General features: G+C 72.3%; 16 protein-coding genes. 12 read left to right on the top strand and 4 right to left on the bottom strand.

From position 1 onward, the window contains the following. The first annotated feature begins 58 nt into the window (after window positions 1–58). Window positions 59–700, top strand: coding sequence for a nucleotidyltransferase family protein (locus ACTOQ1_RS06265; protein WP_440065461.1), 642 nt, complete (start codon window positions 59–61; stop codon window positions 698–700). Here ACTOQ1_RS06265 and ACTOQ1_RS06260 read toward each other — a convergent pair. After that, window positions 697–1,590: an endonuclease/exonuclease/phosphatase family protein gene (locus ACTOQ1_RS06260; protein WP_440065103.1), complete on the bottom strand. Its 894-nt coding sequence runs from the start codon at window positions 1,588–1,590 to the stop codon at window positions 697–699. The genes ACTOQ1_RS06265 and ACTOQ1_RS06260 overlap by 4 nt on opposite strands. Before the next feature lie 202 nt (window positions 1,591–1,792). Here ACTOQ1_RS06260 and ACTOQ1_RS06255 point away from each other — a divergent pair, with 202 nt between their 5' ends. From ACTOQ1_RS06255 to ACTOQ1_RS06225, 7 genes are all read left to right on the top strand, one after another. After that, entirely contained in the window at window positions 1,793–2,833 is a 1,041-nt protein-coding gene (locus tag ACTOQ1_RS06255; protein ID WP_440065102.1) for an LLM class F420-dependent oxidoreductase, read from the top strand. A gap of 58 nt (window positions 2,834–2,891) precedes the next feature. Then, window positions 2,892–4,040 carry a M24 family metallopeptidase gene (locus tag ACTOQ1_RS06250; RefSeq protein ID WP_440065100.1) on the top strand — a complete coding sequence of 383 codons (1,149 nt, stop codon included), beginning with the start codon at window positions 2,892–2,894 and terminating at the stop codon, window positions 4,038–4,040. A gap of 25 nt (window positions 4,041–4,065) precedes the next feature. Then, window positions 4,066–4,626 (top strand): elongation factor P, encoded by a 561-nt coding sequence (efp, locus tag ACTOQ1_RS06245; protein WP_362848715.1) that lies wholly within the window; start codon window positions 4,066–4,068, stop codon window positions 4,624–4,626. Then, window positions 4,626–5,036: a transcription antitermination factor NusB gene (nusB, locus tag ACTOQ1_RS06240; protein ID WP_362676410.1), complete on the top strand. Its 411-nt coding sequence runs from the start codon at window positions 4,626–4,628 to the stop codon at window positions 5,034–5,036. Before efp ends, nusB begins: the two co-directional genes overlap by 1 nt. A 457-nt stretch (window positions 5,037–5,493) precedes the next feature. Further along, window positions 5,494–6,252, top strand: coding sequence for a class I SAM-dependent methyltransferase (locus ACTOQ1_RS06235; RefSeq protein ID WP_440065098.1), 759 nt, complete (start codon window positions 5,494–5,496; stop codon window positions 6,250–6,252). A 37-nt stretch (window positions 6,253–6,289) separates the two neighbouring features. Beyond that, window positions 6,290–7,528 (top strand): DNA polymerase IV, encoded by a 1,239-nt coding sequence (locus ACTOQ1_RS06230; RefSeq protein WP_440065097.1) that lies wholly within the window; start codon window positions 6,290–6,292, stop codon window positions 7,526–7,528. Between the two features lie 147 nt (window positions 7,529–7,675). Continuing rightward, the gene (locus tag ACTOQ1_RS06225; RefSeq protein ID WP_344747391.1) at window positions 7,676–8,089 is read left to right on the top strand and encodes a DUF3040 domain-containing protein; all 414 of its coding nucleotides are present in this window, start codon (window positions 7,676–7,678) and stop codon (window positions 8,087–8,089) included. A 270-nt stretch (window positions 8,090–8,359) separates the two neighbouring features. Here ACTOQ1_RS06225 and ACTOQ1_RS06220 read toward each other — a convergent pair whose 3' ends face one another. Genes ACTOQ1_RS06220 through ACTOQ1_RS06210 form a run of 3 tightly spaced genes read right to left on the bottom strand, consistent with a single transcriptional unit; the run spans window position 8,360 to window position 13,040 of the window. Then, window positions 8,360–10,813, bottom strand: a complete 2,454-nt coding sequence (locus ACTOQ1_RS06220; protein ID WP_440065096.1) for a transglutaminase family protein — start codon at window positions 10,811–10,813, stop codon at window positions 8,360–8,362. After that, a complete protein-coding gene (locus ACTOQ1_RS06215; RefSeq protein WP_440065094.1) occupies window positions 10,810–12,066 on the bottom strand; it encodes a DUF58 domain-containing protein in 1,257 nt (418 codons plus the stop codon). The genes ACTOQ1_RS06220 and ACTOQ1_RS06215 overlap by 4 nt, the downstream gene beginning before the upstream one ends. After that, entirely contained in the window at window positions 12,063–13,040 is a 978-nt protein-coding gene (locus tag ACTOQ1_RS06210; RefSeq protein ID WP_350973957.1) for an AAA family ATPase, read from the bottom strand. Before ACTOQ1_RS06210 ends, ACTOQ1_RS06215 begins: the two co-directional genes overlap by 4 nt. Window positions 13,041–13,530: 490 nt before the next feature. Between ACTOQ1_RS06210 and mraZ the strand changes: the two genes are divergently transcribed. The 4 genes from mraZ to ACTOQ1_RS06190 all read left to right on the top strand — a co-directional run bounded on the left by mraZ (window position 13,531) and on the right by ACTOQ1_RS06190 (window position 18,490). Further along, window positions 13,531–13,962 (top strand): division/cell wall cluster transcriptional repressor MraZ, encoded by a 432-nt coding sequence (gene mraZ, locus ACTOQ1_RS06205; protein WP_362848730.1) that lies wholly within the window; start codon window positions 13,531–13,533, stop codon window positions 13,960–13,962. Between the two features lie 226 nt (window positions 13,963–14,188). Then, on the top strand, window positions 14,189–15,181 hold the full coding sequence (gene rsmH, locus ACTOQ1_RS06200) for a 16S rRNA (cytosine(1402)-N(4))-methyltransferase RsmH (protein WP_362676396.1): 993 nt from the start codon (window positions 14,189–14,191) through the stop codon (window positions 15,179–15,181). A gap of 43 nt (window positions 15,182–15,224) precedes the next feature. Beyond that, a complete protein-coding gene (locus ACTOQ1_RS06195; RefSeq protein ID WP_440065092.1) occupies window positions 15,225–15,695 on the top strand; it encodes a hypothetical protein in 471 nt (156 codons plus the stop codon). Window positions 15,696–16,654: 959 nt separating this feature from the next. Next, window positions 16,655–18,490: a peptidoglycan D,D-transpeptidase FtsI family protein gene (locus ACTOQ1_RS06190; RefSeq protein WP_440065091.1), complete on the top strand. Its 1,836-nt coding sequence runs from the start codon at window positions 16,655–16,657 to the stop codon at window positions 18,488–18,490. Window positions 18,491–18,507 lie beyond the last annotated feature (17 nt).

The following is an 18,507-nucleotide window of genomic DNA, read 5'->3' as shown; positions in this document are numbered from 1 at the left end:
ACCGGCGGCGATCCCGGCGGGGGGCGGGGAAGGGGACGCCGAGGGGAGCGCGCAGGAGATCCCCGCGGGATCGGCGGGCGGGCGCCCGCCGGTCGCCGGGCTGCTGCTGGCCGCCGGGTCGGGCTCGCGGCTCGGCACTCCCAAGGCGCTGGTGGAGTTTCGCGGGGAGCGGCTGGTGGACCGGGGGATCAGGACGCTCCACGACGGCGGCTGCCGTCCCGTGGTCGTCGTGCTCGGCGCGGCCACCGTACGGGTGCGGGGCGCGGTGACCGTCCACAACCCGCGGTGGGACTCGGGGATGGGCTCCTCGCTCAGAGCCGGCCTGGACGCGGTCCCCGCGACCGCCGAGCACGTGGTGATCGCCCTGGTGGACCAGCCGTTCGTCGGCCCGCGGGCGGTGCGGCGGCTCGTCGACGCGGCGGCGGAGGGCGCCTCGGTGGCCGTCGCCACCTACGGCGGCGCGCGGCGCAATCCGGTGCTGATCGCCAGGGAGCACTTCGGGGAGGTCGCCCGGCTCGCGACCGGCGACGCCGGCGCCCGCCCGTTCCTGAGAGCCCATCCCGAACTGGTGGTCGCGGTCCCCTGCGACGACGTCGCCGACCCCGCCGACATCGACACCCCGGCCGACCTGTCCGCGCTCCTGGCCGCTCGGGCTCCCGGATCTCCGGGCGGCCGGGCGGACACCAGGCCGGACGGCTAGGCGGCCAGGCGCAGCGAGGCGACGGCCGCGCGGTGGTCGCTGCCCGCGGCCCGCTCGACGCCCGCCCTGGTGGCGACCATGCCGCGGTAGAGGATGTGATCGGGCCGGGTGACGGGGAAGGACGCGGGCCAGGTGAAGCCGAATCCCGTACCGGCCTCCTGCTGGGCGTCCGACAGCGGCGGCACCAGGCCGGAGCGCTTGCGGTCGGTGGTGGCGGTGTTGAGGTCGCCGAGCAGCAGCAGGTGCCGGCTGTCGTCCCTGTCGACCATCCTGCGGGCGTGGGCGAGGGTCTCGTCGCGCTGGGCGGTCTGGCCGGGCCGGGCGGAGGCGAGGTGCATGACGTACACGGTCAGCCTGCCCTTGGGGGTGACGACCACCGCGCGCAGCGCCCGCGCCCAGTCGAGGCCGATGTCGGCCTTGCGGGCCTCGGCGATCGGGAACCGGCTCCACAGGCCGACCGTGGCGATCCGGTAGCGGTAGGGGAAGCGGTCGTTGAGGACCTTCGCCGCCGGGCCGCCGACGGTCAGCTCCTGCACCGCGACCAGGTCGCGGTCCCTGGAGACGGACCGTATGGCGTCGGCCGAGTCGGCGTTGGTCGCGCCGACGTTGAGCGTGGCGACCGACAGGTCGCTGGGCCCGCCCGGCGGGCTGCGCAGCAGCGTCGGGCCGAACATGAGGCCCCACACGGTCGCCGGGACCATCGCGGCGAGGATCACCTGCCACGAGCGGGTGGCCAGCGCGCAGACCAGCAGGACCGGCACGGCGACCCCGAGCCAGGGCAGGAGGCTCTCCAGCACGGGTGTGAAACCGCCCAGCTCCGGCAGGAGCCGATGCCCCCCGAGGATCAGGGCGAGCGCTCCCGCCGTCACGATGATCGACCGCCTCAGCACATCGCTCCTCGTCCACCCTCCGGCGGTCACCTGCCCCCGGAACGCCAGCCCTTCCGGGGTCCCCTACCCCGGAATGCGTAGGCTACCGGCCCGGCGGCGACGGCGCGGGGCTTGGTGCTTCGGCGGTGAGTCGATAACCTTTGTTGCCGAGACAACGGAACAACATTCGGTTTCGTCGGCACCGCGGAAGGACGATCTCACGATGCGCATCGGTATGGCCCTGAACTACTCGGGGGGCTTCAAGGAGACGGTGGCCGAGCTGGCCGACTACGAGAAGGCCGGTCTCGACATCGTCTTCGTCGCCGAGGCCTACAGCTTCGACGCGGTCAGCCAGCTGGGCTACATCGCCGCCAGGACCGAGAGGCTGCAGATCGCCTCCGGCATCCTGCCGATCTACTCCCGCACCCCCGCCCTGCTGGCCATGACCGCCGCGGGCCTGGACTACGTCTCCGACGGCCGTTTCACCCTCGGCCTGGGCGCCTCGGGCCCGCAGGTCATCGAGGGCTTCCACGGCGTCCCGTACACCGCGCCGCTCGGCCGCACCCGCGAGGTCATCGAGATCTGCCGCCAGGTCTGGCGGCGCGAGCGCCTGACCTACGAGGGCAGGCACTACACCGTCCCGCTCCCCGCCGGCCAGGGGACCGGCCTGGGCAAGCCGCTGAAGCTCATCAACCACCCGGTCCGCGACCGCATCCCCGTCGTGATCGCCGCCATCGGTCCCAAGAACGTCGAGCTGTCCGCCGAGCTGGCCGAGGGCTGGGAGCCGATCTTCTACGTGCCGGAGAAGGCCGCCGACGTGTGGGGAGCCTCCCTGGCGGCGGGCAAGGCCAGGCGGGACCCGGCGCTGGGCGAGCTGGACGTGATCGCGCAGGCCCCGCTGGCCATCGGCGACGACGTCTCGGGCTGGCTGGAGCTGGGCCGCCCGATGGCGGCCCTCTACATCGGCGGGATGGGCGCCAAGGGCAAGAACTTCTACAACGACCTCGCCCGCAGGTACGGCTACGAGAAGGAGGCCGAGCAGATCCAGAACCTCTACCTCGACGGCAGGAAGGACGAGGCCGCCGCGCTCGTGCCGCACGAGCTGCTGGAGAAGATGTCCCTGATCGGCCCCGAGGGGCACGTCCGCGAGCGCCTGCAGGCCATGCGCGAGTCGGGCGTCACGACCGTGAACGTCGCCCCGCTGGCCGGCACGCACGAGGAGCGCGTCCGGCTCATCGAGAAGGTCAGGGAACTCGCCTCCTGACCCGTCTCGCCGGCGGACGGGCGCGCATCCGGTCAAAGCGGTTAATAGCATGCGTGTCATGACCGCCACCCACGCCCGTCGCCGCGCGAACCTCGCGGCCCTGCTGCCCGCTCACGAGGCGGACGCGATCCTGGTCACCGGCGGCGTGAACGTGCGTTACCTGACCGGCCTGGCCAGCTCCAACGCGGCCGTCCTGGTGCGGGCGGACGCCACCGCCACGCTGGCCACCGACTCCCGCTACATCGGGGCCGCCCGGCGCGCCTGCGCCGACATCGAGGTGGTCGAGGAGTCCGACGTCGCCGGGGCCCTGCTGCCGGGGAGCGGCCGGACGGGCATCGAGGCCGACCACATGTCCGTCGCCGGCTACTTCCGGCTGGGCGGGGAGGCCCTGCGCCTGTCCGGGGTGGTGGAGTCGGTGCGCATGGTCAAGGACGACGCCGAGCTCGACCTGATCCGCACCGCGTGCGAGATCACCGACCGCGCCTTCGCCGAGGTCCTGCCCGAGCTGCGCCCCGGGCCGACCGAGAAGGAGGTCGCCAGGGCGCTGGAGCGCCGCATGATCGAGCTGGGCGCGGACGGGCTCGCCTTCGACTCGATCGTCGCGAGCGGGCCCAACGGCGCGATCCCGCACCACTCGCCCGCGGACCGGCCGCTGGAGCGCGGGGACCTGGTCACCATGGACTTCGGGGCGCTGTACCGGGGTTACCACGCCGACATGACCAGGACCGTGGCGATCGGCGAGCCCGCGGGGTGGCAGCGCGAGCTGTACGACCTGGTCCAGGCCTCCCAGCGGGCCGGCGTCCTGGCCGCGAGGGCCGGCGCGGCGCTCCACGAGGTGGACGCCGCCGCCCGGGACCTGATCGGGGAGGCGGGGTACGGGGAGTTCTTCAGGCACGGCCTCGGCCACGGCGTCGGGCTGCAGATCCACGAGGCGCCGTTCCTGTCCCCGAGAAAGCCGGAGGACCGCCGGGGAAGGCCGGAGGGCCACCCGGGGGAACCCGAGGACTCCCCGCAGCAGGAACGGTCTTCACGAGAGCCGGAGCGCGACCATGGGCACGCTAGACTTGAGGATCGAGTTCCGGTAACCGTTGAACCTGGGGTTTACCTTCCCGGCAGGGGCGGCGTCCGCATCGAGGACACGCTCGTGGTGCGCGATGGCGGGCCGGAACTTCTCACACGGACGACCAAAGAGCTGCTCGTCCTTTAAGAGCGGCCGTACGCAGGAGAGACTAGTGGCGACGACGAACGACCTCAAGAACGGCCTGGTGCTCAAGCTCGACGGCGGTGAGCTCTGGGCCGTCGTGGAGTTCCAGCACGTCAAGCCCGGCAAGGGCGGCGCGTTCGTCCGTACCAAGCTCAAGAACGTGCTATCGGGCAAGGTCGTCGACAAGACCTTCAACGCGGGCGTCAAGGTCGAGGTGGCCAACGTCGACAAGCGCGAGATGCAGTTCTCCTACATGGACGGCGACGACTACGTCTTCATGGACACCGAGAACTACGACATGCTCCACGTCACCAGGGTGGCGGTCGGCGACGCGGCCAACTACCTGCTGGAGAACATGCTGGCCACCGTGGCGATCAACGAGGGCAACGTCCTCTACGTCGACCTGCCCGCGGCCGTCGAGCTGATCGTCGCCGAGACCGAGCCCGGCCTCCAGGGCGACCGCTCGACCGGCGGCACCAAGCCCGCCACGCTGGAGACCGGCGCCGAGATCAAGGTGCCGCTCTTCATCACCACCGGCGAGAAGGTCAAGGTCGACACCCGCACCGGCGATTATCTCGGCCGCGCCTGATGTCGGCACGGGGCAAGGCGCGCAGGCGCGCGCTGGACATCCTCTTCGAGGCCGAGGCGCGCGGCGAGGACCCGCTCGGCGTTCTCGCCGAGCGCCTCGCGCGGGCCGAGCCGCCCGTGAACGAGTACACCACGACGATCGTCGAGGGCGTGTGCAGGCACCGGGCGCGCATCGACGAGCTGATCACCACCTACTCCGAGGGCTGGACGCTCGACCGCATGCCGGCGGTCGACCGCAACCTCCTGCGCGGCGGCACCTACGAGCTGCTGTGGATGCCCGACGTCCCCGAGGGCGTCGTCATCAGCGAGTGGGTCAGCCTGGCCTCCGAGCTGTCGACCGACGAGTCGCCGCAGTTCGTCAACGGCCTGATGGCCCGTTTCAAGCAGCTCAAGCCGTCCCTGGCGCTCTAGACGCCGCCACGGGGAGCCCGGAGCCCCGGTCTCCCCGCGCGGTGCCCCCTCCGCCGGAGGTGTCCCCTTTCCTCCGGGCTTGCCCGCGGGGGCGGTCCGCGCCCGGAAAAAGACTCGATCAAGCGCGAGTATGGATAAGTCCTTGGGCCGCGCCGGGGGGCGCGCGACGTAGGCTGGGCTTGTCGTTGGACATTCAGGATGAACACCCTGTCCTTCGGGCAAGAAGGAAACCCTTCTCGCCCTGCCGGTTCAACCCGTTAGGGTTGGGGTGTCCCGCGGCAGTCAAGTGGGACTTGTGGTTTCAAACGCGGCAGGGCGTGCCGTGTCTGCGCGGGGAGGCTTCGGGGTTACCCGGGCCGGCGAACCGCGAACCGACAGACTCGACCGGCGGTCGGGTGCTGAAATCCGGGGCTCTCGGGCCGTGGAGGACGTCAACGTACGAGGAGGCGATCTGAAGTTGCACGCCGTAGGCATCTCACGGCAGCCGGGCACCCCCGCGGTCCGCACAGCGGTCGTGTGGGACGTCCTGAGTGCCGTGCTGGCCGAGCGGGTGGCCGCGACAGGCCGTGAGCGGCTCGACATCGTCGACGCCGGAGGCGGTACGGGGGGTTTCGCCGTTCCCCTGGCCGACCTCGGGCACGCCGTGACGGTCGTCGACCCCAGTCCCGACTCGCTCGCCGCGCTGGAGCGTCGCGCGGCGGAGGCGGGGGTGGAGGTCCGTGCCCTGCAGGGCGACGCCGCGGACCTTCAGGAGCTGCTCCCGACCGGCGGCACCGACCTGGTGCTCTGCCACAGCGTGCTGGAGTACGTGGAGGACCCGGCCGGCGCGGTGAAGGCCATGGCGGGCCTGCTGCGCGAGGGCGGCGTGATCAGTGTCCTCGCCGCCAACCCGCTGGCCGCCGCGCTCCACCGCTCCATCGCCGGCAGGTTCGACGAGGCCCGCCAGGTGCTGGACGACCCCGAGGGCCGGTGGGGCGACCGCGACCCCACGCCCAGGCGTTTCACCCGCGAGGCCCTGGAGCGGCTCCTCGCCGAGACGGGCTTCGCGCCCGGCGAGGTCCACGGTGTGCGGGTCTTCGCCGATCTGGTGCCCAGCAGGCTGCTCGACGGCGAGCCCGGAGCCGCCCGCGCCCTGGTCGCCCTGGAGCAGGCGGCGGCGGCGCACCCGGTGCTCCGCGACATCGCGACCCAACTGCACGTGCTTGGCCACCGGTGAACGCCGCGTCGAACGCCTGTTCCCGTAGGATGGCGCTGTGTCGAGAAAGCAGCAGATACCGCGCCCGGGCTCCGATCTGGGGGCGGACGACACCGGCTGCCCGATTCTCCACGTCGACATGGACGCCTTCTACGCGGGCGTCGAGCTGCGCGACCGTCCCGAGCTCCGGGGCACCCCCGTCATCATCGGCGCGCCCGGGGCGCGCGGGGTGGTGCTCAGCGCCACCTACGAGGCCCGGAGGTTCGGGGTGCACTCGGCCATGCCCATGACCCGGGCCAGACGGCTCTGTCCCCAGGCGGTGATCATCCCGCCCAGCCGGGGCAAATACTCGGAGGTCTCCCGGCGCGTCATGGAGATCTTCCAGACCTTCACCCCCGAGGTCGAGCCGATCGCCTCCGACGAGGCGTTCCTCGACGTCGGCGGGGCCCGCAAGCGTCTCGGACCGCCGACGGCGATCGCCCGGATGATCCGTGAGCAGGTCGAGCGCGAGCAGGGCATCACCTGCTCCGTCGGGGTCGCCAACAGCAAGTTCGTGGCCAAGCTCGCCTCCCAGCACTGCAAGCCCGACGGCCTGTTCGTGGTGCCCGCCGACAGGGTGGTCGACTTCCTGCACCCGCTCCCCGTGGCGGCGCTGTGGGGCGTCGGGGAGCGCACCGAGCAGTCACTGGCCCGCCTCGGCATCAAGACCGTCGGCGACCTCGCCCGGGTCCCGGTGGACACGCTCCAGCGGGAGCTGGGCCAGGCGGCGGGCGCGCACCTGTCGGCGCTCGCCTGGGGGCGCGACGAGCGCCCGGTGACCCCGGACGTCCCCGACAAGAGCATCGGCGCGGAAGAGACTTTCGCCACAGACATCGCCGATCCCGCGGAGATCCGCAGGGAGCTGCTCCGGCTCTCGGAGCGGGTCGCCGCCCGGCTCAGGAAGGGCGGCAGCGTCGGCCGCACGGTGAGCGTCAAGCTCCGCCGCGCCGACTTCACCACCCTCTCCCGGTCGCGGAGCCTGCGCGAGCCCACCGACGTCGCCAAGATCCTGTACGACGTCTCCTGCGCCCTCTACGCCGCCTCCGGCCTGGAGAACGTCCGCCTGAGGCTGGTCGGCGTACGAGTGGAGAACCTCAGCCCGGCCGCCGGGGCGACCCGGCAGCTCGGTCTCGGAGAGCGCGAGACGGGCTGGCGGGAGGCCGAGCAGGCGATGGACAGGGCGGTCCGGAGATTCGGCCATGATGCCGTCCTTCCGGCCTCCCTTGTTCGCCCTCCGTTTGATGGAATAGATCCATGATTCCGCCTCCGGTTTGGACTACGTTGGACGTTTTCTTTCGTCTACGTCTACAGCCTCGTATTCTGGGGATAACCGACCGCGAGGTTCGGACACCCCGTGTCGTCCGTCACCGTCTTCCCCGTCCTGGGGCTGTCCTTGGGAGGCGCCGTGCCGCTCTCTGAGCACGAGCAGCGCTTGCTCGACCAGATCGAGCAGGCCCTCTACGCCGAGGACCCGAAGTGGGCCAATACCGTCAGGATCAGTGATCCTCGCAGTCACTACAGGCGCCGCCTGGTGAAGGCCTTCATCGGCTTCATCCTGGGCGTCGTCCTGCTGATGGTCGGCGTCGTGATCAACAACGTCCCGCTCGGCATCCCGCTCGGCGTCGGCGGTTTCGTGGTCATGCTCGCCGCATGCCTGTGGGGTCTGTCCAGCTGGAAGCGGATGAACGGTTTCGGCGAGGCCAACGCGGCCACGCCCGCCGATCAGCCGCGAGGCAAGGGAGGGCGCCGTGCCGGCTCCCGCCAGAGCTTCATGGAGCGAATGGAGGAGCGCTGGCGCCGTCGACACGACGAGCGCTAGCCCGGCAGGGCCCGCCGCCGCCCGCGGCGGCTCCTTCCCTGACGGATCCCCCTGTGCCGACGAGGGTCACTCGCGGCGTGCGAGCGGCCCGCGTCATCCACCGGCCCCTCGTTCACCGAGCCCCCCGCGCGCTCGTCGATCGGTCGTTCGCCACCCAGTCCTGAGGGTTACTGTTCCGTACCCTCCCGACGGCCGAGGATCCCGGCCCGGGGCCCCGATCGTCGTCCCCGGTGATCGGGACGCGGTCGTGCGTCCCGATCACCGGGGGCGCTAGGCGCCCTTCCTGGCGGGCCTGCGGAGCCGGATGTTCTCCAGACGGTCGAAACCGTCCAGCACCCGTCCGCCCAGCGCCCGCATCCGCAGCAGCGTGGAGGGCGGCAGCAGCACCGCTCTGATCCGCCTGCCGCGGGTCGCGGTGGCCGCCAGCGCCCGCCGCACGCTCCGCATGTCCTCGCGCAGGGTACCGATCTCGCCCGGGGTCCTGGCGTAGAGCGTCCTCTCCACCGCCGCGGCGATTCTCGCCAGCGCGGCGGCGGCCTCCGGCTCGAACACGTACTGCTCCGCCAGCCGCCCGGCCAGCGCGCGCGGGCTCTCGCTCGCCTGCCGGGACATCCCGTAGTCGCACAGGGCGTCGTCGAGCTCGGCCCACGCGGCCGTCACCGCCGGATTCCGGCGGGCCTCCCTGATGCCCGCCTTGACCTCCGCGGGGGAGGCGGTGCCGCCGGGATCCGGAGCGGCCGGATCCCGGCCGGCCGGGTCCCCGGCCCGCCGTGAGTAGGACCTGCCGCGGTGGACCCGCAGCTGCCAGCGGATCAGCGCGGGGATCAGCGCGACCAGCAGCGCGATCGCGACCCCGATGCCGATCTTCGCGGCGAGCGGCATTCCCTCGTCCACCGGGGCGAACACGCCGCCGGACTCCCTGTCGAGGATCTCGTCGCGGCGGTCGTTCGCCGGCCCGGCCGGCGAGTCGGAGCCGGTGGGGTCCGACGACGGTGCCGCGCTCGGCTCGTCGGGGGTGTCCGGCGCCACCTCGGGGCGGGTGTAGGACGGCACCGTCGCGCTGCCCTGGCCCGCTCCGCCCGCCGGGGTGGGCTCGAAGCGGAGCCACCCGGTCCCCTCGAAGTACAGCTCGGGCCAGGCGTGCGAGTCGTGGGTGCGGACCTGCCACCCTCCGGAGGTGACGCTGCCCCCGGTGTAGCCGATGGCGACCCGGGAGGGGATGCCCAGAACGCGCGCCAGCACCGCCATGGAGGCGGCGAACTGCTCGCAGTAGCCGGTCCTGTTGCGGATCAGGAAGTCCGTCAGCGCCGGGCCGTTGTGCCCCTGGGTGGCCAGGCTGTAGGTGAACCCGCCGCTCTCGGTGAAGAACTCCTGCAGCTGGATCGCCTGCTCGTACGGGCTGGCGCCCCGCTCGGTCTCCTGCAGGGCCAGCTGCCTGATCGCGTCCGGCAGGCTCTCCGGCAGCGTCAGGTACCGTTCCCTGATCGCCGTCGCGGGCGGGGCCGCCGTCTTGAGCCGGTCGGCCGTGGGCTCCGGCTCGGCGGTGACGGCCTGGTACGTCAGGCCCCCGGCGGTGTTCCGCGTGGAGAAGACCATGAGCGTGTCGCGGTCGGGCCGCCAGTCGCCCGCCACCGTGACCTTGGACGCCGGGTAGGGCAGAGGGAGGAAGCTCAGCCTCCTGACCTGGTCGCTCACCGTGATGGTGAGGGTCGCCGGGGTGACGGGCACGCTCGCGCCCTGGCCGGGGGGCGGCGGCATCGGCGCGTCGGACGTCCGGTCCTCGGGGCGGCCCCTGGGCTCCGACATCGTCCACTGCTCGCCGTCGAAGATGTCGAGCGAGTACATCCTCAGGTAGCGCGGCGTGCTGTCGCTGGCCTTGTAGGTCAGGACGGTGGAGTTCTCCGGCAGCGACAGCTGGCCGCGCAGGTTGACCATGGGGTTCGGGATGCTGATCGAGTTGCCGCCGCCCCTGCCGTTGCCCACGCCGAAGCCGAACAGCGGGTTGGGCTCCATGGTGGGCAGCAGCGCGGGCAGCAGGACGGCCAGCACGATCGCGGCGAAGCCGATGCGCTTGCCGGAGAGCCGCAGGGCCCCGCTGTCGGAGGGCGCGGGCCGGGTGACGGTGAAGGACGACGTGCGGCGCACCAGCACCGCGCGGCCCCAGTGGCTGACCCGCTCGCGCCCGTCGGCGACGAGGACTCCCAGGTAGCCCAGGGCCCCGATGATGAACGCCGGCCAGCTGATCGGCTCGGCGATCACCGCCGCCGGGACCACGAACAGCGCCAGCAGCGGCAGTCCGGTGAGGGCCGCCCTGCGCAGCCGCGCGGCCAGCAGGTCCACCAGGACGGCGATCAGGCCGACGCCGCCGCAGGTGAGCAGGACGATGCCGGTGCTGTCGGGCACCGGGGCGGCGAACCGCTGGATGTCGGCGAAGCCCGTCGTGAGCAGCCTGTCCAGCCTGGCGACCGAGTCCCAGGTGGGGACCACCCTCGCCCACGCCTCGTCCCCGGCGAACACCGCCGTCAGGTAGATCCACACGCCCAGCACCTGCGCGGGCGGCGCCAGCCAGCCGGGCAGCGTGTAGTGGCCGGCCAGCACGCCGATCCCGGCCACGACCAGGATGACGCCCAGGCTCGACCAGAACCAGGCACCGCCCTGGAAGAGCGGGTAGAGCGCGATCGCGACCGCTCCGGTGGCCACGCCCGACGCGATGGAAAGTCTCATGAGCCACCCCTGCTCGCCGCGAATCGTCCGCGTTGCGCGACGTCCTGCCACACGCTCGCGACGGAGGCGCCGGCGGGCAGCCGCACGACGCGCCAGCCCGTTCCGGTGAGCACCGACCGCGCCGCCTGGAACTCCTCGTCCTCGCCGAGTTCGGGATGCTCCCATCCCTCCACGTCCAGCATCACGGCCACGCCGGTCACGTTGCCGTGCCTGGCCCTGGACAGCTCCTGAGCCTGGTCGAGGTCCATCTTGCCGAGCACGGCCACGATCAGGCCGTCGCCGCCGCCCTGCCGCAGCGCGCCGACGCCGTACTCCAGCGACCGCGCCGTGCTGGCCCGTACGACGGCCAGGGTGTCCAGCAGCGACAGGCTCAGCCCGCTGTCTGTGAGGTGCTCGGCCCCCTGGTCGGTGACCAGGCGCAGGCCGAGACCCTCGTGGGCGAGGTGCACGCCGATGGAGGCCGCGGCCGAGACCGCCGCCTCGAACGACGAGCGCGGGCCCTCGCCCCGGTGGGCGTAGCGCCGGGTGTCCAGCAGCAGCGCGCCCCTGCTCTGCCACTGCTGTTCCTCGCGCCGCACCATCAGCTCGCCGTGCCTGGCGGTCGAGCGCCAGTGCACCCGCCGCAGGTCGTCGCCCTGGCGGTACTCGCGCGGCGCGACGTCGTCGTCCCCTGCCGCCGCCACACTTCTGGTACGGCTGTCGCCGCCGCCCGTCCACTCGCCGGCCAGGCGGACGTGGGGCAGGGCCACCACCTGGGGCGTGACCATCAGCGTGTCGCTGATGGTGAACGACCTGGTCAGCTCGACCAGGCCGAAGGGGTCGCTGATCCGGATGGAGAGCGGCCCGATGCCGAAACGCCCGCGCAGGTCGGAACGGACCCGGTAGTCGATCTCCCGGATGCCCTGCGCCTCCACCCGGTCCAGGACGAACCTGGGGCGGGCGCCGAGGGCGTAGGGAACGGTGTCCTCGATCATCAGCAGGCCGGTCGGCAGCCGGGTGACGTTCTCCAGCCGCAGCGTCACGGTGGCCTCGCTGCCCACCTCGGTCCTGGGCGGGTCCAGGCGCCGGGCGCAGCTCAGCCGGTAGCGGGTGCGGGCGACCACCATGGCCGCCAGCAGCGGCAGCGAGATGACCAGCACGCCGATCCTGAGCAGGTCGTGCTCGCCGAGGATGAAGGCGCACAGCAGCGCCGCGACGCCGGACGCGAGAAAGGACCGGCCGCGGGCGGTGAGCGCCTTGAGGCCGGAGGTCACCGGGCCTGGGCCTCGGGCACGGGCACCCGGCGGACCAGGTCGGCGATCACCTGCTCGGGCGGGCGGCGCTGTCCCTGGGCCTCGATGCTGGGCAGCAGCCGGTGTGCCAGGACGGGGACGCACAGTTCCTGCAGGTCGTCGGGGATGACGTAGTCGCGGCCCGCGAGCGCGGCGTGCGCCCGCGCGGCCCTGACCAGCTGCAGGGTCGAACGGGGGGAGGCGCCCAGCCGCAGGTCGGGGGACTGGCGGGTGGCGGTCACCAGGTCGATCGCGTACTTCTTGATCGGCTGGGAGACGTAGACCCCGCGCACCGCCTCGATCAGCGCCTTCACCTGCTCGGTGGTGGCCACCGGCTCCAGCTTGTCCAGCGGGGAGGCGGCGCCGTGCACGTCGAGCATCTCCAGCTCCGCGGAGGGCGCGGGGTAGCCCATCGCGATCCGGGCGGTGAACCGGTCGCGCTGCGCCTCGGGAAGGGGGTAGGTGCCCTCCATCTCGATCGGGTTCTGCGTCGCGATCACCATGAAGGGGGAGTCCAGCCGGTAGGTCGCGCCGTCGACGGTGACCTGATGTTCCTCCATGCACTCCAGCAACGCCGACTGGGTCTTCGGCGACGCGCGGTTGATCTCGTCACCCACCACGATGTTGGCGAAGACCGGGCCGGGCTTGAACTCGAACTCCCTGGTCTGCTGGTTGTAGGCGCTCACTCCGGTGATGTCGCTCGGCAGCAGGTCGGGGGTGAACTGCACGCGGCGCACCGGGCAGTCGATGGACCGCGCCAGCGCCTTGGCGAGCATGGTCTTGCCGACTCCGGGCACGTCCTCGATGAGGAGATGCCCCTCGGCGAGCAGTACGGTCAAGGTCAGGCGGACGACGTCGCTCTTGCCCTCGATCACCGATTCGATCGACTGGCGGATCCGGTGCGCGGTGACGACGAGATCATCGAGCTGTGGTGAGACGTCATGGGTTACTGCCACCAGGCCTCCATGAGGGTGCGGCGGTTGCGCGCCGGGGGGTTGCCGTTGCGGAATCTTTGCGATCCCGTAACTCATTCTGCTTACCGACACTACGGCGCCGTGCGTTCCCTCGGCGACTTTATGCGGTCATCAGGGCTGATTCCGGGTAAACAGCCCTAGTGTGTGCCGCCGCTGTCGCGGTCCTGTACGGGTGGCGTGCCGATCCGGTGACGGGACGGGGTTCGGCCTTCCATCATTCTTCACCGCGCTCCGGTTTATTTCATGATCTTTAGCCTATTCGGCGGGCTTACCCGACACGCCCAGGGCGTACGAGGGGCCGCTTACCCCCTCCACTCCGCACCACCCCATTTGAACTGGGGAAATGGCGGTGAAACCCGTCGTGAAGAGGCGTGGAATCAGTTGACGGTGGAGAGAAGTGGAGTATGGTGGTGCGCAGTGGAGGGCAGGGCTGTGACGCCTGGCGCTCCGCTGGGCACGGGAGGTGAGGCCGGTGTTCCTCGGCACCCACCACCCGCGTCTCGATGACAAGGGACGGCTGTTCCTGCCGGCGAAGTACCGCGAGGAGCTGGCGGAGGGTCTGGTGATCACCAAAGGCCAGGAGCGCTGCCTCTACGTCTTTCCCGTAGAGGAGTTCCAGCGCATAACCGAGGCTCTGCGCACCGCGCCGGTCACCGCCAAGGCGGTCCGTGACTACAGCCGTGTCCTCTTCGCCAGCGCGTCCGACGAGGTCGCCGACAAGCAGGGCCGGATCACCGTTCCACAGGCTCTGCGCGAATACGCCAGCCTGCGCCGCGACTGCGTCGTCATCGGAGCCAACACCCGGCTGGAAATCTGGGACGCGCACGCCTGGAGCGCCTATCTGGCCGACCAAGAGCAGGCTTTTGCCGATCTGTCGGAGGAGGTGCTGCCAGGGATTCTGTGACTCCACGGTCGACTCATCGGTAAAACGTCGTTCGGCGAGGTCTCCACCCGCAACCACCTGCCCGTCAGCTGATGCACCTTCCCCGGTGTCAGGTGACGGGCGGACACGCGGGTGCGGATGGGGACCTGGCCGGACGGCCCCGGGGGTGGGGGCCAGTTTTCAAGACACCGGTGAGCGTCCGCCGCGCGTCCACGGGACGAGGCGGGAAAGAGGGGGGTTGCGCTTCATGCGCGCCGAGAACCACAACCATGATCTCCAAACGCCTGGGGGTCACGTCCCCGTCATGCTCGACCGGGTGCTGGAGTTGCTCGCTCCGGCGCTGGCCCGCCCCGCCCCCGTCCTGGTCGACGCCAACCTCGGCCTCGGCGGCCACGCCGAGGCGCTGCTCGCCGCGCACCCCTCGCTCCACCTGATCGGGATCGACCGCGATCCCACCGCCATCGAGCGTTCCACCGCCAGGCTCGCCCCGTACGCCGACCGGATCACGCTGGTCCGCGCGGTCTCCGACGAGCTTCCCGAGGTGCTGGCCGAGGTGGGTCGCCCTCGCGTCGACGCGGCGCTGTTCGACCTGGGCGTCTCCTCCCCGCAGCTGGACGAGGCCGAGCGGGGTTTCGCCTACTCCTACGACGCGCCGCTGGACATGCGGATGGACCGCGACGAGGAGCTGACGGCCGAGGTCGTGGTCAACACCTACCCGGCCGCCGAGCTGATCCGGATCCTGCGGGATTACGGAGAAGAACGATTCGCCCCGCGTGTCGCGCACTTAATCATCAAGGAAAGGGCCAGAGAGGCCATAACGTCTACCAAGCGGCTTGCGGAGATCGTCAGGACGGCGATCCCGGCCGCTACGCGCAGGACCGGGGGAAACCCCGCAAAAAGGACTTTCCAGGCGTTGCGGATCGAGGTGAACGCGGAGTTGACGGCGCTGGAACGCGCGCTCCCAGCCGCGCTCGACGCATTGACGCTGGGCGGGCGCGTCGTCGTGCTCGCATACCACTCCCTTGAGGACCGGCTGACGAAGCAGGTCATCACCGCGCGGACCAGGGACACCGGCCCTCCCGGCCTGCCGGTCCCGCTGCCGGCTCACCAGCCGCGGTTCGCGCTCCTGACAAGGGGAGCCGAGCTTCCGAGCGAAGAGGAGGTGGCCCGCAACCCGCGGGCGGCCTCCGCCCGGTGTCGGGCGGCAGAGAGGATCCGTGAGGCAGTTGACGAGGAGTGAGACAGACGTCCGTCGCGCCGCGCCCAGCCGCGGCGCGCGCCCTGTGCGCGTCCCCCGCGCGGTGCCGCAGGGATACGGGACCAGGCCGGCCAGGCCGGCGCCCGCCGTCGCTTCGGCCGCGCAGGTCAAGGCCGCGGCACCCGGGGCCGCAGGGCCCCCCGCGGCCCGTCGCGCCCGGCCGCCGAGGGCTCCCTTCCTGCTGCTCGTGGTCGGCCTGCTCTGCGGCGGCCTGGTGAGCCTGCTGCTGCTGAACGCCGTGCTCGCCCAGGACTCCTTCAGGGCCAACGGGCTGCGCAAGGAGATCAGCGACCTGCGCATCCAGAAGGAGAGCAAGAAGAGCGCCAACATGCGGCGGGAGATGCCGGACGCGGTGGCGAGGAGCAACGAGCTCCAGGGACTGGGGCCCGACTGGGACACCGCGCGCGTCATCGACCCCGACAGGCCCGCCGTCGGGGTCGCCGGCGACGTCCAGACGCCCGCGGGGCAGGAGCGAGCGCCGGGCACGGGCCAGTGAGGGAGACCGGCGGCCAGACCGGCGGCCCGGGCCCCGGACAGGGCCGCGGCGGTTCCACCGGAGGGCCGGCCGGAGGCTCGGGCCGCCGCTCGCCCGGCGGCCCCGGCCGTACGGCCAGGCCCGGCGGTTCCCCCGACGTTCCCGGTAAGCCCGGACGGCCCGGTTCCGGTGACGCCGGGGCTCCCGGCGTGCCCGGCGGCCCCCAGGGGCCCGCCCCGCGCAGGTCTCCGGTCTCGGGCACTCCCGGTTCGCCCGGCAGGCCGCCCGGTTCCGGAGCCGCCGGAGGTTCCGGCCGCGCGGGTTCCTCCGGCGGGGCGCGGGAGGCCGAGGGGCCGGGCAGGTCCGGTTCCGGCCGTGCGGGTTCCGCCGGCGGGGCGGGCTCCCCGGGCAGGCCGTCCGCGGGTTCCGGCAGGGGGCAGGGGGCCGACGGGCAGGGCAGGCCGGGCTCCTCCAGGGGGCGGCCGTCCCCGGCCGACGGTCCCGGTAAGGGGCGGGGAACCGGCAGGCCGCCCGCGCCGGGCGGATCCGGCCGGGCGTCCGCCTCCGGCAGGTCCGGCAGGCCGCCGGCCCCGGAAGGCTCCAGCGGGTCCGACAGATCGGATAAATACGATAAATCGGCCAGGTCGGGCAGGCCTGGCTCCCCGGCGAGGCCGTCGGCCGCGGGCCCGTCCGGCAGGTCCGGCTCCCCGGGCAGGCCGGGCCCCGCCGGCAGGTCCGGTTCCGGCGCGCGACCGCCCGCTCCCGACGGGCCGGGCAGGGCGGGGCGGCCGGACGGCAGGGGCGCTGTTCCCGGCGTTCCCGGCGTTTCCGGCGCTCCCGGCAGGCCCGCCCGCCCCGAGGCGCCGGGCAGGACCTCCGCCTCCCGGCCGGGCCGCCCGCCGGGTCCCGAGGCGCCGCGCGGGCCGGTGCGGTCCTCGCGGTCGGAGGAGCCGCCGGACCCGCTGGGCTGGGTACGGTCCGTGCCGAGGCGCGGGCCCGGGCGGCCCGGGGATCGCGAGCACACCCGCACGGCGACGCGCGGCGGCGGTGGCAGGCCGCCGCGGCCCCCGGCGCGCCCGTCCGCGGTGCTGCGCCTGGGCAACCCCCGCAGGCGCATCGGCATCGGCCTGATGGCGATGACCTTCGTGCTGTCCATCTTCGCGGGGCGGCTCATCCAGCTCCAGGGCCTCGACTCGAAGGTGTACACGGCGGAGGCGGCCAAGCAGCGCGTGCAGGGTGAGAAGCTGCCCGCCAGGCGAGGCTCGATCACCGACGTCAACGGCCACGAGCTCGCGCTGACCCTGGAGGCCCGCGAGATCTTCGTGGACCCGTCCGAGGTCTCCGCCGCGCAGCGCGACCGGGTGGCCACGATCCTGGCCAAGGAGCTGGGCACGCCCAAGGAGTCGATCGCCGCCAAACTGGCCCAGAGCACCAGCCACTACCAGCAGCTCGCCGCGGCCGTCGACCCGGCGCTCGCCCAGCGGATCATGACGTACGACCTCAAGGGGGTCGGCAGCAAGCACCGCTACCGGCGCGACTACCCGGGCGGCGACCTGGCGGGCACCCTGCTGGGCTTCGTCGGCACCGACGGCACCGGGCTGGCCGGGCTGGAGAGCACCTACGACAAGCTGCTCGCGGGCCGCGACGGCGAGCAGATCATCGAGACGGGCGCCATGGGGCAGCGCATCCCGATGACCCGCAGCACCGTCCGGGCGCCCGTCGAGGGCAGGGACCTGCGGCTCACCATCGACCGCGACGTCCAGTGGGCCGCGCAGAAGGCGATCGGCGAGCAGGTCGAGGCGACCGGGGCGCGCACCGGCAGCGCCATCGTGATGGACACCCGGACCGGCCGGGTGATCGCCATGGCCAACGCGCCCGAGCTCGACCTGAAGAACTGGATGAACTCGCCCGGCGCCGACCGGGTCAACCGGTCGGTCACGGACGTGTTCGAGCCGGGCAGCACCAACAAGGTCATCACCGCCGCGGCGGCCCTGGAATCGGGAGCCGTGCGGCCGGACAGCCTGTTCACGGTCGACGACGAGATCAGGTGCGCCGACCGGGTGCTGAAGGACTCCCACCCGCACCCCACCGAGCGCCTGACCTTCTCCGGCATCGTGGCGACCTCCAGCAACGTGGGCACGATCCTCGCCACCCAGAAGATCGGCGACGAGAAGCTCCACTCGATGCTCCAGCGCTTCGGGTTCGGCACGAAGCCCGGCACCGGGCTGCCGGGGGAGGAGGCCGGGCTCCTGCCCGACTGGAAGAGCTGGTCGGGCAGCCAGCGCTGCACGATCGCGTACGGCCAGGGGGTCTCGGTGACGGCGCTCCAGACGGCCAGCGTCTACCAGACCATCGCCAACGGCGGGGTGCGCGTCACCCCGCAGATCGTGGCCGGCACCACCGGGGAGAACGGCGTGTTCACGCCGTCCCCGCCGGGCAAGCAGACCCGGGTGGTCGGCGAGCGCACCGCGCGGGAGGTCGCCACCATGCTGGAGGCCGCCGTGAGCGAGCAGGGCACCGGGAACCTCGCCGCGATCGACGGCTACCGGGTGGCGGGCAAGACGGGTACCGCGATGCGCTACGACACCAGATGTCAGGGCTACTGCGGATACACCGCGACATTTGTTGGTTTCGCCCCCGCGGACAAGCCCCGGCTGGTCGTCCTGGCGGTCCTCCAGGACCCCCAGGAGGGCTACTACGGCGGGGAGATCGCCGCCCCGGTCTTCAAGAAGGTGATGACGTTCGCGTTGAAGAGCGGGAAGATCCCGCCGACCGGAACCAAGCCGTCCCCGGTGCGGATACGCGCCGGAGAGTGACGAGTGAAGGTACGCTC

This window comes from Streptosporangium sp. OZ121 (genome assembly GCF_051918885.1).
Taxonomy (GTDB): domain Bacteria; phylum Actinomycetota; class Actinomycetes; order Streptosporangiales; family Streptosporangiaceae; genus Streptosporangium.
Note: the sequence above shows the minus strand (reverse complement) of the source record. Positions and strands in the feature narration are given on the sequence as shown.

Excerpts from the sequence above, each read along its gene's own strand:
- ACTOQ1_RS06255 (WP_440065102.1), top strand. The coding sequence starts at position 1,793 with ATGCGCATCGGTATGGCCCTGAACTACTCGGGGGGCTTCAAGGAGACG.
- ACTOQ1_RS06250 (WP_440065100.1), top strand. The coding sequence starts at position 2,892 with ATGACCGCCACCCACGCCCGTCGCCGCGCGAACCTCGCGGCCCTGCTG.
- nusB (WP_362676410.1), top strand. The coding sequence starts at position 4,626 with ATGTCGGCACGGGGCAAGGCGCGCAGGCGCGCGCTGGACATCCTCTTC.
- ACTOQ1_RS06220 (WP_440065096.1), bottom strand. The coding sequence starts at position 10,813 with ATGAGACTTTCCATCGCGTCGGGCGTGGCCACCGGAGCGGTCGCGATC.
- rsmH (WP_362676396.1), top strand. The coding sequence starts at position 14,189 with ATGCGCGCCGAGAACCACAACCATGATCTCCAAACGCCTGGGGGTCAC.